11 protein-coding genes are annotated in these 14,196 nt (G+C 62.7%); 8 read left to right on the top strand and 3 right to left on the bottom strand.

Annotation, left to right across the window (positions count from 1 at the left end; translation table 11 throughout):
* The first annotated feature begins 40 nt into the window (after window positions 1-40).
* The 4 genes from J5N58_RS04785 (at window position 41) to lysS (ending at window position 6,274) form a co-directional block, all read left to right on the top strand.
* Window positions 41-796 carry a TerC family protein gene (locus tag J5N58_RS04785; RefSeq protein ID WP_113447681.1) on the top strand — a complete coding sequence of 252 codons (756 nt, stop codon included), beginning with the start codon at window positions 41-43 and terminating at the stop codon, window positions 794-796.
* 153 nt (window positions 797-949) lie between these two features.
* Window positions 950-2,719, top strand: a complete 1,770-nt coding sequence (locus tag J5N58_RS04780) for an SLC13 family permease (protein ID WP_244709897.1) — start codon at window positions 950-952, stop codon at window positions 2,717-2,719.
* A 562-nt stretch (window positions 2,720-3,281) separates the two neighbouring features.
* The gene (gene gltX / locus J5N58_RS04775) at window positions 3,282-4,736 is read left to right on the top strand and encodes a glutamate--tRNA ligase (protein WP_112829357.1); all 1,455 of its coding nucleotides are present in this window, start codon (window positions 3,282-3,284) and stop codon (window positions 4,734-4,736) included.
* A 41-nt stretch (window positions 4,737-4,777) separates the two neighbouring features.
* On the top strand, window positions 4,778-6,274 hold the full coding sequence (gene lysS / locus J5N58_RS04770) for a lysine--tRNA ligase (RefSeq protein WP_244709894.1): 1,497 nt from the start codon (window positions 4,778-4,780) through the stop codon (window positions 6,272-6,274).
* Window positions 6,275-6,385: 111 nt separating this feature from the next.
* On the opposite strand, the gene J5N58_RS04765 is transcribed toward lysS, so the two are convergent.
* Both J5N58_RS04765 and J5N58_RS04760 read right to left on the bottom strand, forming a co-directional pair.
* Window positions 6,386-7,249, bottom strand: a complete 864-nt coding sequence (locus tag J5N58_RS04765; protein WP_244709892.1) for a hypothetical protein — start codon at window positions 7,247-7,249, stop codon at window positions 6,386-6,388.
* 189 nt (window positions 7,250-7,438) lie between these two features.
* Window positions 7,439-8,962, bottom strand: coding sequence for a putative sodium/potassium/calcium exchanger (locus J5N58_RS04760; protein ID WP_244709890.1), 1,524 nt, complete (start codon window positions 8,960-8,962; stop codon window positions 7,439-7,441).
* Window positions 8,963-9,204: 242 nt separating this feature from the next.
* Between J5N58_RS04760 and J5N58_RS04755 the strand changes: the two genes are divergently transcribed.
* The 4 genes from J5N58_RS04755 to J5N58_RS04740 are packed head-to-tail and all read left to right on the top strand — an operon-like array spanning window position 9,205 to window position 12,725.
* Window positions 9,205-10,095, top strand: a complete 891-nt coding sequence (locus J5N58_RS04755; protein ID WP_113466465.1) for a metal ABC transporter substrate-binding protein — start codon at window positions 9,205-9,207, stop codon at window positions 10,093-10,095.
* The gene (locus J5N58_RS04750) at window positions 10,092-10,997 is read left to right on the top strand and encodes a manganese/iron ABC transporter ATP-binding protein (protein WP_162708255.1); all 906 of its coding nucleotides are present in this window, start codon (window positions 10,092-10,094) and stop codon (window positions 10,995-10,997) included. Before J5N58_RS04755 ends, J5N58_RS04750 begins: the two co-directional genes overlap by 4 nt.
* Window positions 10,990-11,871: a metal ABC transporter permease gene (locus J5N58_RS04745; protein WP_112829351.1), complete on the top strand. Its 882-nt coding sequence runs from the start codon at window positions 10,990-10,992 to the stop codon at window positions 11,869-11,871. The genes J5N58_RS04750 and J5N58_RS04745 overlap by 8 nt, the downstream gene beginning before the upstream one ends.
* Window positions 11,868-12,725, top strand: a complete 858-nt coding sequence (locus J5N58_RS04740) for an iron chelate uptake ABC transporter family permease subunit (protein WP_113340790.1) — start codon at window positions 11,868-11,870, stop codon at window positions 12,723-12,725. The genes J5N58_RS04745 and J5N58_RS04740 overlap by 4 nt, the downstream gene beginning before the upstream one ends.
* A gap of 213 nt (window positions 12,726-12,938) precedes the next feature.
* Here the strand turns inward: J5N58_RS04740 and J5N58_RS04735 are convergent, their stop codons facing one another.
* Entirely contained in the window at window positions 12,939-14,168 is a 1,230-nt protein-coding gene (locus tag J5N58_RS04735; protein WP_244709888.1) for an aromatic ring-hydroxylating oxygenase subunit alpha, read from the bottom strand.
* Window positions 14,169-14,196: the final 28 nt, after the last annotated feature.

Here is a 14,196-nt window from a genome sequence, read left to right as displayed (position 1 = left end):
TTGTTGACCTCGGCCCGAAACTGCTAACCGGAAAGAGCTCATGCAGGAAATCACTGCTCTGCTACAGGATCCCGCCGCCTGGATCGCCCTGATCACCCTCGTTGTCATGGAAGTCGTCCTTGGCATCGATAACCTGGTCTTCATCTCCATCCTGACCAACAAGCTGCCGCCGGAACAGCGCGAACGCGCCCGCCGCATCGGCATCGGCCTGGCGCTCGTCATGCGTCTTGCCCTGCTCGGCACGATCGCCTGGATCGTCAAGCTGACGACGCCGCTGTTCGAGGCGTTCGGCCACGGTTTCTCCTGGAAGGACCTGATCCTGATCGCGGGCGGCCTTTTCCTGGTCTGGAAGGCCACCAAGGAAATCCATCACAATGTCGATCCGCAGGAAGAAGGCGAAGACTTCATCGCCTCCTCCAAGGGCGGCACGCTCGCAGCCGCCATCGGCCAGATCCTTTTGCTCGATCTCGTTTTCTCGGTCGACAGCATCATCACCGCGGTGGGCATGACCGAGCACCTGCCGATCATGGTCGCGGCCGTCATCATCGCTGTCACCGTCATGCTGGTCGCCGCAACCCCGCTTGCCAACTTCATCGAGAAGAACCCGACCATCGTCATGCTGGCGCTCGGCTTCCTGCTGATGATCGGCATGACCCTGATCGCCGATGGCATGGGCTTCCATGTGCCGAAGGGCTATGTCTATGCGGCCATGGCCTTCTCCGCGCTGGTCGAAGCGCTGAACATGCTGGCGCGGCGCAAGCGGCAGGCGGAAAAAGCGGCCAGACAGAAGCACTGATCCCGCATCCGTTCTTCCTTCAATGGCCCGCCCCGTCGCGGGCCATTTTGTTTTCCGGCCCGTCCGGAATCGGGCTTGGGAACAAACGGGCAGGATGCGACATTTCCTTTTCGACGCCCCGCCTGCCGCTCGCTGCAACTTCTCCGGAGCCCGATGACAACAGAACAGATCCTCGCTTTTGCCGTCATCGCCATCATGATGGCGACCTTTCTCTGGGATCGCTTCAGATATGACATCGTCGCCTGCGCGACCCTGCTGCTCGCCGTTGCCCTGGGGCTGGTGCCGGCAGCGGATGCATTTTCCGGTTTTTCCGACGATATCGTCGTCATCGTCGGCAGCGCGCTTGTGGTCAGCGCCGGGGTCGCCCGTTCCGGCGTCGTCGACGCCGCCATCAAGCGCTTTTTCCCGACGCTGATCTCGGTCCGCGGACAGATGCTGCTCCTGCTTGTCACCGTGACGGTGCTTTCCGCCTTCATCAAGAATATCGGCGCCCTGGCGATCATGATGCCGGTCGCCTTCCAGTTTGCCCGCCGTTCCGGCATACAGGCCTCGATCTTCCTGATGCCCATGGCGTTCGGCGCCCTGCTCGGCGGCCTCATGACCCAGATCGGCACCTCGCCGAACATCGTCGTCTCGCGGCTGCGCGCCGAAATCTCGGGCGCTCCCTTCACCATGTTCGACTTCACCCCGGTCGGCGCCGCTCTGGCGCTTGCCGGTATCGTCTTTCTCATTTTCTTCTACTGGCTTGTGCCCAAGCGGGAAAACCAGACACCCTCGCTGCAGGAAGCGCTCGAAAACTCGACTTTCTCGACAGAGGCCACGCTCGGCAGGCAATCGCCCTTCGTCGGCAAGACCCTGAACGAACTGCTTTCCCTCGGCGCGGGAGAAGTGATCGTCACCGCCATCCTGCGCGGACACACCCGCATCTCGCCCTTTCCCGACGTGACGCTCAAGGAAAACGACGCGCTGCTGCTGGAAGGCCCGTCCGAGGCGCTCGACGGCATCGTGTCGCGGGCGAGCCTTTCCCTCTCGGGCGGACCGATCGACAGCGGTGAAAAGGGCGGCGAAATCACCTCGATCGAGGCAGTCATCAGCCGCGACTCCGCGCTCGTCGGCCTTTCAGCCCGCGAGCTCTCGCTGTTCAACACCTATGGGGTCAACCTGCTGGCGGTCAGCCGGCAAGGCAAGCGCATCCGCGAGCGGCTGGGTCAGCTCACGCTGCGCTCCGGCGATGTCGTCCTTCTCCAGGGCCAGAGACAGGCTCTCCCGGGACTTTTGCTCGAACTCGGCTGCCTGCCGCTTGCCGAGCGCGAGATCCTGCTCGGCACTCCGCGCAACGCATTTCTGCCGCTTGCCATCCTTGCCGTGGCCATGGTGGCGACCGCGCTCGGTCTCGCGCCGGTCGCGCTCGCCTTCTTCGCTGCTGCGGTCGCCATGGTGATCCTGAAGGTCATTCCTCTCAGCGAGATCTACCGCGCCATCGATGGGCCGATCCTCGTCATGCTCGGCGCCCTGATCCCGGTTTCGCAGACGCTGAAGACGACCGGAGCGAGCGACCTGATCGCCGACTGGCTCCGTCGCACGGCGGAAGGCATGCCGGCCTATGGCGCGCTGACCCTCATTCTGGTGACGGCGATGGCCGTCACGCCCTTTCTCAACAATGCAGCCACCGTTCTGGTGATGGCACCGATCGCTGCAAGCTTCGCGATCGGCCTGGGCTACAAGCCGGACGCCTTTCTGATGGCGGTCGCCATCGGCGCCGGCTGCGATTTCCTGACCCCCATCGGCCATCAATGCAACACCCTCGTCATGGGTCCCGGCGGTTACCGGTTCAGCGACTATGCCCGTCTCGGCCTGCCGCTCTCCATTTTGATCGTCGTGGTCAGTATCCCCGTGCTGCTTCTCGTCTGGCCAGTGACCTAGGGCAGCTTCAGCGAAGTTGGGTACCGGTTTTGCGTCGGGGGATTGTGGGGAGACAAGGAGATGAAGCATTGAAAGCGCTGCCGTTTTCGCCGGCGATACTCTCGGGAAAACAGCTCAAAAAGAGGCCCGCACCGTCGATGCAGGCCTCGCAGGCGGGGGATCGGGGAGAACACGGGCCGGACGATTAAGGGGCTCGTCTGCCAATTCGTTGGCCACGGAGAGAAACCGGAAAAATCTCCATGTTCCCCATCACCGTCGCGTCCGGTTGGCACGACCCGCATTCGCAATATGAAACGAGATAAAACGCCGTTGGTTCCGAAAGAGCCGAAAAAAGTGTGAGACGATATTGCCTTGCCCTGCCGGCAGGGCTGCCATGATCCGCCGCGCACGCAGTTTCCCTTGACGCCTGCGGCTGAATATGGCCTAAGCCTGCCTGCGGAAAATACGGCAATTGGTGCGCTTGGCGACGCCTTTTAACGGATTCCGCCAGAGAATTTTCCCTTATTCGCTGATCCTGCGCTTCGCGCCCGGATCATCCGCACGTCAGCACGAGCAAGTTACCATGAGCACTTCCGGCGTTCGCGTCCGCATCGCACCTTCCCCGACCGGCGAGCCGCATGTCGGCACCGTCTACATCGCTCTCTTCAACTATCTCTTCGCAAAGAAGATGGGCGGCGAGTTCATCCTGCGCATCGAGGACACCGACGCCACCCGATCGACGCCGGAATTCGAGCAGAAGGTGCTGGACGCGCTCAAATGGACGGGACTGAAATGGAGCGAAGGCCCCGATGTCGGCGGCCCCTACGGCCCCTACCGCCAGTCCGAGCGCAAGGATATCTACCGCCCCTTCGTCGAGCAGATGGTCCGCGACGGCCATGCCTTCCGCTGCTTCTGCACGCCGGAACGCCTGGAAATGATGCGCGAAGCCCAGCGCGCCAAGGGCCTGCCGCCGAAGTATGACGGTCACTGCCTGAACCTCAAGGCCGAGGAGGTCATCGAGCGGATGGAAGCCGGCGAACCCTCCGTCGTGCGCATGAAGATCCCGACCGAAGGCTCCTGCGACTTCCATGACGGCGTCTATGGCGATGTCTCGATCCCGTGGGAAGCCGTCGACATGCAGGTCCTGCTCAAGGCCGACGGCATGCCGACCTATCACATGGCAAACGTCGTCGACGACCACCTGATGAAGATCACCCACGTCGCCCGCGGCGAGGAATGGCTGGCCTCCGTGCCGAAGCACATCCTGATCTACAAGTATCTCGGTCTCGAGCCGCCGAAGTTCATGCACCTGTCGCTGATGCGCAATGCCGACAAGTCCAAACTGTCGAAGCGCAAGAACCCGACCTCGATCTCCTATTATTCCGCGCTCGGCTACCTGCCGGAAGCGCTGATGAACTTCCTCGGCCTGTTCTTCATCCAGATCGCCGAGGGCGAGGAGATGCTTGACATGGACGAGCTTGCCGAAAAGTTCGATCCGGACAACCTGTCCAAGGCCGGCGCGATCTTCGACGTGCAGAAGCTCGACTGGCTGAACGGCCGCTGGATGCGCGAGAAGCTGACGCCCGAGGAGTTCCTCGCGCGCGTCTTCAACTGGGCCTCGGAAAACGACCGCCTGACGGAAGGCCTGAAACTCGCCCAGAGCCGCATCTCCAAGCTCGGCGAACTGCCACAGCTCGCGGGCTTCCTGCTGTCGAACGACGTCGGCCTGACGCCCGCCTCCTTCGCCGGTCTCAAGACCTCGCCGGCCGAAACGCTGGAAATCGTCAACACGGTGGCCTTCGACCTCGAAAAGATCCTCGAATGGAACGTCGAGACGATCGAGCAGGAACTGCGCGACATTTCCGATCGCCTCGGCAAGAAGCTGCGCGTCGTCACCCCGCCGCTCTTCGTGGCGATGTCCGGCAGTTCCCGCTCGCTGCCGCTGTTCGACTCGATGGCGCTTCTCGGCCGCTCGGTCGTGCGCCAGCGCCTCAAGGTCGCATCGCAGGTGCTGACCTCGATGGTCGGCGCCCAGTAAGAAAGTCTCGATCGGCAACCGGCCGTCACAGGAACGAATGAATGTCTGAAACGAAGAACGAAACCGCCCTCTCTTCCGACGCAACCGAGGTGCGCCGCCAGAAGCTCGCATTGCTGCGCCAGCAGATCGGCGATGTTTATCCGGCGCATTTCCACCGTACGATCACCAATGCGGAACTGGCCGAGAAATACGAGGGCCTGGAACCCGACACGGAATCGGAAGACGTCGTCACGGTTGCCGGCCGCGTCTATTCCTCACGCAACTCCGGCATGTTCATGGACCTGCACGACGCGACGGGCAAGATCCAGATCTTCTCCCACAAGGATACGACTCCGGAGGCCGCCCGCGCGCTGCTGCCGATGATCGATCTCGGCGACATCATCGGCGTCAAGGGCCAGGTCCGCCGCACCAAGCGTGGCGAACTGACCATCAACGCCCATGAAATCACCATGCTGACGAAGACGCTCCTGCCCATGCCCGAGAAGTGGCACGGCGTCTCCGACGTCGAGATCCGCTACCGCAAGCGCCATCTCGATCTTCTGACCAACGAGGAATCGAAACTGCGCTTCCTGCAGCGCTCGAAAATCATCTCCGGCGTTCGCCGTTTCATGGAGGCCGATGGCTTCATGGAGGTCGAGACCCCGATGCTGCAGACCGTCTATGGCGGCGCGACGGCGGAACCCTTCAAGACCCACCACAACACGCTGAAGATGGACATGTTCCTGCGCATCGCGCCGGAACTTTTCCTCAAGCGCACGCTGGTCTCGGGCCTCTCCGACAAGGTGTTCGAGATCAACCGCAACTTCCGCAACGAAGGCGTCTCCACCCGGCACAATCCCGAATTCACCATGATGGAGTGCTACTGGGCCTATGCCGACTACGAGGACGTGATGGACCTCGTCGAGCGGCTGTTCTCCGAACTGGCCGTGAGCCTGCACGGCACGACCGAGGTGCCCTATGGCGACAAGGTCCTGTCCTTCAAGGGCCCGTTCCGCCGCATCTCGATGCCCGGCGCGGTCAAGGAAAAGACCGGCATCGACTTCCTCGCCATCAAGACCGACGAGGAAGCGCGCGCCGCCGCCCGCCATGCGGGTTTCGAAGTCGAGAAGGATGCGACCTGGGGCGAATGCCTCGCCTTCGTCTTCGAGGAAACCGTCGAGGGCGACCTCATCCAGCCGGCCCATGTCATTCATTTTCCGAAGGACATCTCGCCCTTCGCCAAGGAAGTGCCGGGCGAGCCGCGCCTGGTCGAGCGTTTCGAGACCTATGTCAACGGCTGGGAACTCGGCAACGCCTTCTCCGAACTCAACGATCCCGAAGAACAGCGTAGCCGCATGGTCGAGCAGCTTGCCCAGGCCCACGCCCGCGGCGAAAAGGAAAAGGCGCTCGACGAGGAATTCCTCGACGCCATGGACCAGGGCATGCCGCCGGCCGGCGGTCTCGGCATCGGCATCGATCGCCTGATTATGGTTCTGACCAACGCGCCGTCGATCCGCGACGTCATCCTCTTCCCCGCCCGCCGCAACAAGGCGGACTGAGGCAGTCCCGGACCGGAATAAAGAGAGGCGGCTTAAGGCCGCCTTTTTTGTCCGCGGCCCAGCTTGGGTCTTGCTGGCCTGTGCCCCGGCAACAGCGGTTAAACAGGCCGTCTAATCGATGGTAAGATGCCATTCGAGACGGCCATGCAGGACCGCGCTCACCTGACCCGAATTGTGGGAAGCGGAGCCGACACTCCTGATCTCGGCAGATCCGCTCCAGGCGCCGGGACTGCCCGAAGGCTGGTCGTAGAGGGTGAGGAACTGTTCTCCCTCGACCAGCGATACCGCCTTTTCGTCGGTAAACGCCTCGACCCCGAGCGTGATCCCGACCGGCAGGGAGACCGGAAGACGAAGGCTCATCGTATTCGCCGCCTTGTCGATGGTCATCTCGACCCCGCAAAGCGTATCCATGATACGTTCGTCGGCGACCGGAAGGGTCCGGCTTCCATTGCGGGAGAACCGATAGGGACGCGCGGCTTCCGGCGGCGGAATATAGACACCGCTCAGCGTATCGGCCACCGTCAGGCTTCCCTTCGCGCAGGTGCCGGCACGGTCGCCGGCCAGATTCCGGAACCGTCCCGGCTGTTGTCCCGTCATCTGCTGGAAGACATTGCCGCCGTTGCCCGCGGCTGCGAACTCCATCATCGTTCGCGCAAGGCAGGCCTGATCGCCACCGCATGCATCGATCCTGGCTTTCAACCCCTCCATCTGCGGGGAAAGCTCTGAACTGGCAGGCTTCGCCGAAACGATCGGCAATCCGTCATTGCCGACGTCGACCATCTCGAACTCCACCGCCATCCTTCTCTTTGCGTCGATTGCCGCCCATTCGACACCGTTCGGCATATCGACCCTGTGAGACCCGGAAAGCTCCAGTCTGACCGTCAATCGACCTCTCGGATTGCCCTCGAATGGATCGTTCGCGGATGCGAGCGTGGCGGAAACCAGCAACCCCGCAAAGGCAATGGCAAAACGCACGGCAATTCCCCCTTCGTTCAAACGAAGAGGAAGTGATATCCGGCGGGCATTTCGCCGCCAATGTCGGAAGTCCAGGAAAAAGTTATGAAGGAACGCAAAGACTTATGCGATCCGGCCGGTTTCGGCGAATAGCGCCGAACATGGTCTTTGGCATTACGGGGATACCGCGCCGGCAGCGTCCCCGAGCGCTCAGTGACCGGCTTCCGTCTGCGGCTTGGCGTCGCTCGCCTTGGGCGGCAGAATGGGGCTGTCTTCCGCCGGAATCACCTCGGCTGGCTGCTCCCCATGTGCCTCTGCCGTATCGGCAGCGGGCGCATGGTCCGGGGCAGCCTCGACCGGGACGGCACGCAGCTTCGCAAGCCAGGCGGCGCCCGCCGCATCGGCTTCGGTGCTCATCTCGCCGGCCCCGTGATCCGTCGCGGCGGCTTCCGGCGCCTTTGCCTCGTCCGGCTTCACGGCCGGCGCATGGGCTTGATCGCCGTGTGCGCCATTCTCGGCCGCAGGTTGTTCCGGGTGTGCGGGAGCACTCGTCTGCTCGGCAGGCACGATCTTCCGGCCGGCGCCTCCGAACGGCAGCGGCTTTGCTTCCTTCTCTCCGAAGATCATTCCGCTGACGGAGCCGAGCCAGCCTTTCGGCGCTTCGGCAGCGGCCGGGGCGGAAGCAACCTCGTGCTCCGGAGCGGATGGCTCCGCTCCATGGGCGCTGGCCTGTTTTCCGGCCGCCGTGTCGTGCGGCATCTCCGCGGCCACCGGCTTCGTCGCGCCGTGGCCGGAATCCTCTTCGGCTGCGGCCTGTTCGGTGACGGGTTCACCATGGCCCGCATCGCCTTCGGCGACAGGGGCTGCGGCATGATCTGCCGAACCGGGTGTGGCCGCTTCTTGCTCGTCGCCACCGAGGATCATGCCGGTGATCGAGGCAAACCAGCCCTTGCTCTTGCCCTCCGCTCCTTCCGGCGCGGCCTCGCCATGCCCTTCGGCCGAAACCTCGGCGCCATGATCTTCGGCGGGAGCCGCTTCCCCATGACCGGAGGTCTCGCCGTGACCCGACGATTTGTCCTTCTTTTTGGCGCCCCCATGGCCATCGGCAGGCTTGGCCTCGCCATGTCCATCGGAAGCGGCGCCATGCCCATCCGGCGTCGCAACCTCCGGCTTCACACAGTCCGCGCGGTCGTCGAGCCGGGAAACCAACTGCCCGATGTCGTCTTCCGTCAGGTTGATCTTTTCGCCGTAGAACTGGCCGATTTCATTGGCGGCCTTGTCGACGTAACGCGCGGTGAACATCTGGCCGCTCGCATATTCCGGCACGCGTGAGGGATCGGAAATGAAGAGAACATCGGCGCCCACGGCACGGCCGCGCATGTCAGGCACCGTCTTCGGTCCCTTGGCGTCGAGCACCACCACCTGGATCAGGTCCGGCTTCATCTCGTCGTGAATGACGCTCGCCACGCGCAGCGCCGTCTTGACGCGCGCAAGGCCGTCCTCGGTCTCGGCGGTGGTGATGTATTTCCTGATCCAGAAGCGATCCTTCTTCTTGACCGTGACGGTCTTCACCTCGGTGCAGGCAAGGCCGTTCAATTGAGCGTAGGAGGGGCCGAGGATCTTGTCCGCGCCGATATAGACGGCCGCGGCTCCGGTCGTGCCGCACAGCACCAGCACACCGCCGAATGCGAGGACCAGCTTGCGTGAAATATGGATCTTGCCGATACCCTTCACGCCGAATACCCCAACATCGCGTTGCCCCGCTCTTTTACGCAATACTGAGGCGATACTTGTCACAACGTTGTTGAAGAAGGTTTAATCTCGGCGAAACAATCCTCGTCAATTGACACCTATCGTCCCAACTCCTGACGCGCCTTCCGCTCTTAATTGCAAATAATTCGCAATAGCGTTGACAAGCCGGAATTCCGCGTTACCTTTAATTGCGAGTTATTCGCAAAAACTTTTCGGAGTCCTGAATGTCGATACGCTTCCTCCCCGCGCTGGCGGCGCTCGCCCTGCTCCTTCTGCCTCAAGGGGCGGCCGCGGCCGACCGGCTCAAGGTCATCACGACCTTCACCGTCATTGCCGACATGGCGAAGAATGTTGCGGGCGATGCGGCGGATGTCGAAAGCATCACCAAGCCGGGCGCCGAGATCCACAACTACCAGCCGACGCCCCGCGATATCCTGAAGGCCCGCGACGCGAACCTCGTCCTGTGGAACGGGCTCAACCTCGAACGCTGGTTCGAGAAATTCCTCGCCAACCTTGGAGACGTTCCCTCCGCCGTCGTCAGCGATGGCATCCAGCCGATGAGCATTTCCGGCGGCGCCTATGACGGCAAGCCGAACCCCCACGCCTGGATGTCGCCGGAAAACGCGGTGATCTATGTCGAGAACATCCGCAAGGCTCTGAGTGCCGCCGACCCGGACAATGCCGCCACCTATGCCGCCAACGCCGCCGCCTATTCCGAGAAGATCAAGGCGGAGATCGGTCCGCTGAAGGCCGAGATCGACACGCTGCCGGCCGACAGGCGATGGCTGGTCACCAGCGAAGGTGCCTTCTCCTATCTCGCCCGCGATCTCGGCCTGAAGGAACTCTACCTCTGGCCGATCAATGCCGACAGCCAGGGCTCCCCGCAGCAGGTGCGCGCCGTCGTCGATGCGGTCAAGGAACACAATATCCACGTCGTCTTCAGCGAAAGCACGGTGTCCGACAAGCCCGCCCGCCAGGTCGCCGCCGAAACCGGCGCGACTTACGGCGGCGTGCTCTATGTCGACTCGCTCAGCGAAGCCGATGGCCCCGTCCCCACCTATATCGATCTTCTTCGCGTGACCGTCGCCACCGTCGCAAAGGGTCTCACTCAATGATTATGGGAAGTTCCGGCAAGGCCGCCACTCGCGAGGGCATCCGCGCCGAAGACATCACCGTCACCTACCGGAACGGCCACACAGCCCTTCGCCATGCAAGCTTTGCCGTTCCGAAGGGCACGATCACGGCGCTCGTCGGTGTCAATGGCGCCGGCAAGTCCACCATCTTCAAGGCGATCATGGGCTTCGTGCCGTTGGCGGCCGGCAAGATTTCCGTACTCGGAATGCCGGTTCGCGAAGCCCTGCGCCAAAACCTCGTCGCCTATGTTCCACAGGCCGAGGAAGTCGACTGGAACTTTCCCGTGCTGGTCGAGGACGTGGTGATGATGGGCCGCTACGGCCACATGAATTTCGTGCGCATTCCCGGCCGCCGCGATCATCAGATGGTGGACGAGGCGCTTGCCCGCGTCGGCATGAGCGATTTCCGCAAACGCCAGATCGGCGAACTCTCCGGCGGCCAGCGCAAGCGTGTCTTCCTCGCCCGCGCGCTCGCCCAGGAAGGGCAGGTGATCCTGCTCGACGAACCCTTCACCGGCGTCGACGTCACCACCGAGGAACAGATCATCGCGCTGATGCGGGATCTGAGGGCCGAGGGCCGGGTCATGCTGGTTTCCACCCACAATCTCGGCAGCGTTCCGGAATTCTGCGACCGGACGATTTTCGTCAAGGGAACCGTCATCGCATCCGGCCGGACGGAGGAAACTTTCAACGAAGAGAACCTCAAGATCGCCTTCGGCGGCGCGCTTCGCCATTTCGTGCTCGGCGGCGCCGAATTGCACGACGATGCCGACAGCCGGCAGGTCAAGGTCATCACCGACGACGAGCGTCCCTTCGTCATCTATGGCTCCCCGGAAACGGAGAACCGGACGGAACGACCGGAAGCGGAGAGGATCGATGATTGACGTCCTTCTCGAGCCCTTCGGCTACGACTACATGCGAAACGCCATTTTCGTCAGCGCGCTTGTCGGCGGCGTCTGCGGCTTTCTCTCCTCCTACCTGATGCTGAAAGGCTGGTCGCTGATCGGCGATGCGCTCTCCCATGCCATCGTGCCGGGCGTCGCAGGCGCCTATATGCTGGGCCTGCCCTTCGCCTTCGGCGCCTTCATCTCCGGTGGCCTTGCGGCAGCCTCCATGCTCTTCCTCAACCAGCGGACCCGCCTCAAGGAAGACGCCATTATCGGCCTGATCTTCACCTCCTTCTTCGGGCTCGGCCTCTTCATGGTCTCGCTCTCCCCCGTTTCGGTGAACATCCAGACCATCGTGCTTGGCAACATCCTCGCGATCACGCCGGCCGATACGCTGCAGCTCGTCATCATCGGCGGCGTCAGCCTGATCGTGCTGACGGCCAAGTGGAAGGATTTCATGGTCGCCTTCTTCGATGAGAACCACGCCCGCTCGATCGGCCTCAGGCCGGATCTGCTGAAGGTGATCTTCTTCACGCTGCTCGCCGGCTCCACCGTCGCCGCCCTCCAGACCGTCGGCGCTTTCCTTGTTATCGCCATGGTGGTGACGCCGGGTGCAACCGCCTACCTGCTCACCGACCGCTTCCAGCGCCTCATCCTCATGGCCTTCGTAATTGGTGCGGCTACGAGCTTTATCGGCGCATACATCAGCTATTTCCTCGACGGAGCGACCGGCGGCGTCATCGTCGTGCTGCAGACTGCGATCTTCCTGACCGCCTTCGTCTTCGCGCCGAAGCACGGTCTCCTCGCCGCCCGCCGCCGCGCCCGCGCAGCGCTCGCCAGCCCCACAGCATCAGCGGAGGCAGCGCGGTGAACGACACGCTCGAACTTCTCATCCTGCCCTTCCAGCTTCCCTTCATGCAGTCGGCCTTCGTCATCACCCTGATGATCGCCGTGCCGATGGCGCTGCTCTCCTGCCTGCTGGTGCTGAAGGGGTGGTCGCTGATGGGGGATGCTGTCTCCCATGCCGTCCTGCCGGGCATCGTGATCGCCTACATCGCCGGCATTCCGCTTGCCATCGGCGCCTTCATCGCCGGCCTTACCTGCGCGCTGCTGACCGGCTACCTCAAGGAAAACAGCCGCATCAAGGAAGATACCGTCCTCGGCATCGTCTTCTCCGGCATGTTCGGACTCGGCCTCGTGCTCTACGTAAAGATCGAGAGCGACGTGCATCTCGACCATATCCTGTTCGGCGACATGCTCGGCATCCTGCCCTCCGACCTTCTGGAAACCGGCCTGATCGCGCTTGCCGCAACAGTCTTTCTGGTAATCCTGCGCAAGGATCTTCTGGTGCAGGCCTTCGATCCGCAGCACGCCCGCGCCATCGGCCTGCCGGTCCGGCTGCTGCACTACGGCCTGCTGGCGGTCTTGTCGCTGACGGTGGTCGGCGCTCTGAAAGCCGTCGGCATCATCCTTTCCGTCGCCATGCTGGTGGCTCCGGGCGCCATCGCCTTCCTGATTACCCGACGGTTTCAGGCGATGCTGGTAACGGCCGTGGCCGTCGCCGTCACCGCATCGGTCGCCGGCATCTATCTCAGCTTCCTGATCGACAGCGCCCCTGCCCCGACCATCGTCCTCCTGATGTCAGCCATGTTCGTCGCCGCCTTCCTGCACACCGTCTGGAAATCGCGCAACAGCCAGCGATCAGCCGCCGTCACGGACGGCTGATATCCCTTTACCGATGGTTCCTGTGATCGACGCCACAATCCTCATCGCCGTCATCCCGGCCCTGAGCCGGGATCCAGCGCGATCAAGTCCTTGATCGCAAAAGGCTCTTACGCGCGATGGACATCGCGCTGCTGGATGCCGGACTAAATCCGGCATGACGGGAAAAGATGCGTCGACTTCAACAACACCCCTTCTCGTCCGCCCGAGCCGCCGTCACGGACGGCTGATCTCCTCGAGATACCAGTTGATGTAGCGCAGTTCGTTCTGCTCCATCGGCGCAATCGGCCCGGGCTCGTAGAAATGCGAGCGCACGCCGCGCGCGGTGTGTTCGATGATCGCCTTGTCCTCGTCGGTCGTCACGCGCCAGAGCCAGGTAAGCTTTTCGAAGTCGTAGTCGACGCCCGCCTCCGCCTTGCCATCGACCAGCCAGATCAACTCCATTTCGCAGGTATCGACCGTCTTCGGGATGAAGCGGTAGATCATGCCGTGGTCGGCATAGCAGACGAGGAAGCTCGTGCCGCCGAGATGGATCGAGGTGACGCCGCCGTCGAAATCGGTGAAACGTCCCATCAGGGTGCTGAGCGGCTGACCGTCCTTGCTGCCGGTTTTCACGCCGTCATAGAGGGCATAGCGGAAGGCATGGATCGTTTCCTTGCCGCCAGCTGAAGACTGCCAGTGATTGCCCGACCCGATCTCGATGCCGAGCGCGCAGGTCCGCGCCTCCATGGCGGCGTTCAGCTCCTCGATCAGATGCAGTGGCTGTTCCAGCGCATGCGTCTCCGAATATTCCGGATGGGCCGGGCCGCAATGGTAGCACTCGACATAGTTTTCGACAGCGAGCTTCCAGTTCGCGTCGATCGCATAGCTCTGCCGGTGCGCCACCTTTGCATTGGCCCAGCCATACTGGCCGCAGGTCGCGTGCAGCAATGCCTCGACCTCGCTGAAATCGAGTGGTTCCTTCGCAAAGGAAATGAACACCAGCCCCTCGACCACCCGCACATGCGCCTTCTTCAGCCCATGCGCCTGCCGGTCGAAGTCCTTCGGCATCAGCCGCGCGGCCTTGAGCGCACCGTCATTGCCGTAGGTCCAGGCGTGATAGGGACAGACGAAGGCCTTGGCATTGCCCTTCTCCTTCGTGCAGACCTCCGCCCCGCGATGGCGGCAGAGATTGAGCAGCGCATGCACGCCGCCATCCGCCCCGCGCGTCAGGATCACCGCTTCAGAGCCAAGCTTGAAAACCTCGAAATCGCCGGGATCGGGAATGATGCTCTCATGCGCCAGACAGTGCCAATGACGGAAGAACACCCGTTCCATATCCCGCTCGAAGATCGCGGGATCGAGATAGAACGGACGCTCCAGCGCGTAGCCCGGTCGGTATGCGGAAACGAGCCTGTCGATGGGGTCTGCCACCACTGTGTCGTTCTTCAGATCGCCCGCCAGCATTGCATTTGCCTCCTTGGTGGAACCCGGA

This window comes from Paenirhizobium cremeum, from assembly GCF_022884085.1.
Classification (GTDB): domain Bacteria; phylum Pseudomonadota; class Alphaproteobacteria; order Rhizobiales; family Rhizobiaceae; genus Allorhizobium; species Allorhizobium cremeum.
This window is presented reverse-complemented; position numbering and strand designations above follow the sequence as displayed.

Bases quoted from the DNA above. Each gene is read 5' to 3' on its own strand.
- lysS (WP_244709894.1), top strand. From the start codon at position 4,778: ATGTCTGAAACGAAGAACGAAACCGCCCTCTCTTCCGACGCAACCGAG.
- J5N58_RS04735 (WP_244709888.1), bottom strand. From the start codon at position 14,168: ATGCTGGCGGGCGATCTGAAGAACGACACAGTGGTGGCAGACCCCATC.
- J5N58_RS04780 (WP_244709897.1), top strand. From the start codon at position 950: ATGACAACAGAACAGATCCTCGCTTTTGCCGTCATCGCCATCATGATG.
- J5N58_RS04755 (WP_113466465.1), top strand. From the start codon at position 9,205: ATGTCGATACGCTTCCTCCCCGCGCTGGCGGCGCTCGCCCTGCTCCTT.
- gltX (WP_112829357.1), top strand. From the start codon at position 3,282: ATGAGCACTTCCGGCGTTCGCGTCCGCATCGCACCTTCCCCGACCGGC.
- J5N58_RS04745 (WP_112829351.1), top strand. From the start codon at position 10,990: ATGATTGACGTCCTTCTCGAGCCCTTCGGCTACGACTACATGCGAAAC.
- J5N58_RS04750 (WP_162708255.1), top strand. From the start codon at position 10,092: ATGATTATGGGAAGTTCCGGCAAGGCCGCCACTCGCGAGGGCATCCGC.
- J5N58_RS04785 (WP_113447681.1), top strand. From the start codon at position 41: ATGCAGGAAATCACTGCTCTGCTACAGGATCCCGCCGCCTGGATCGCC.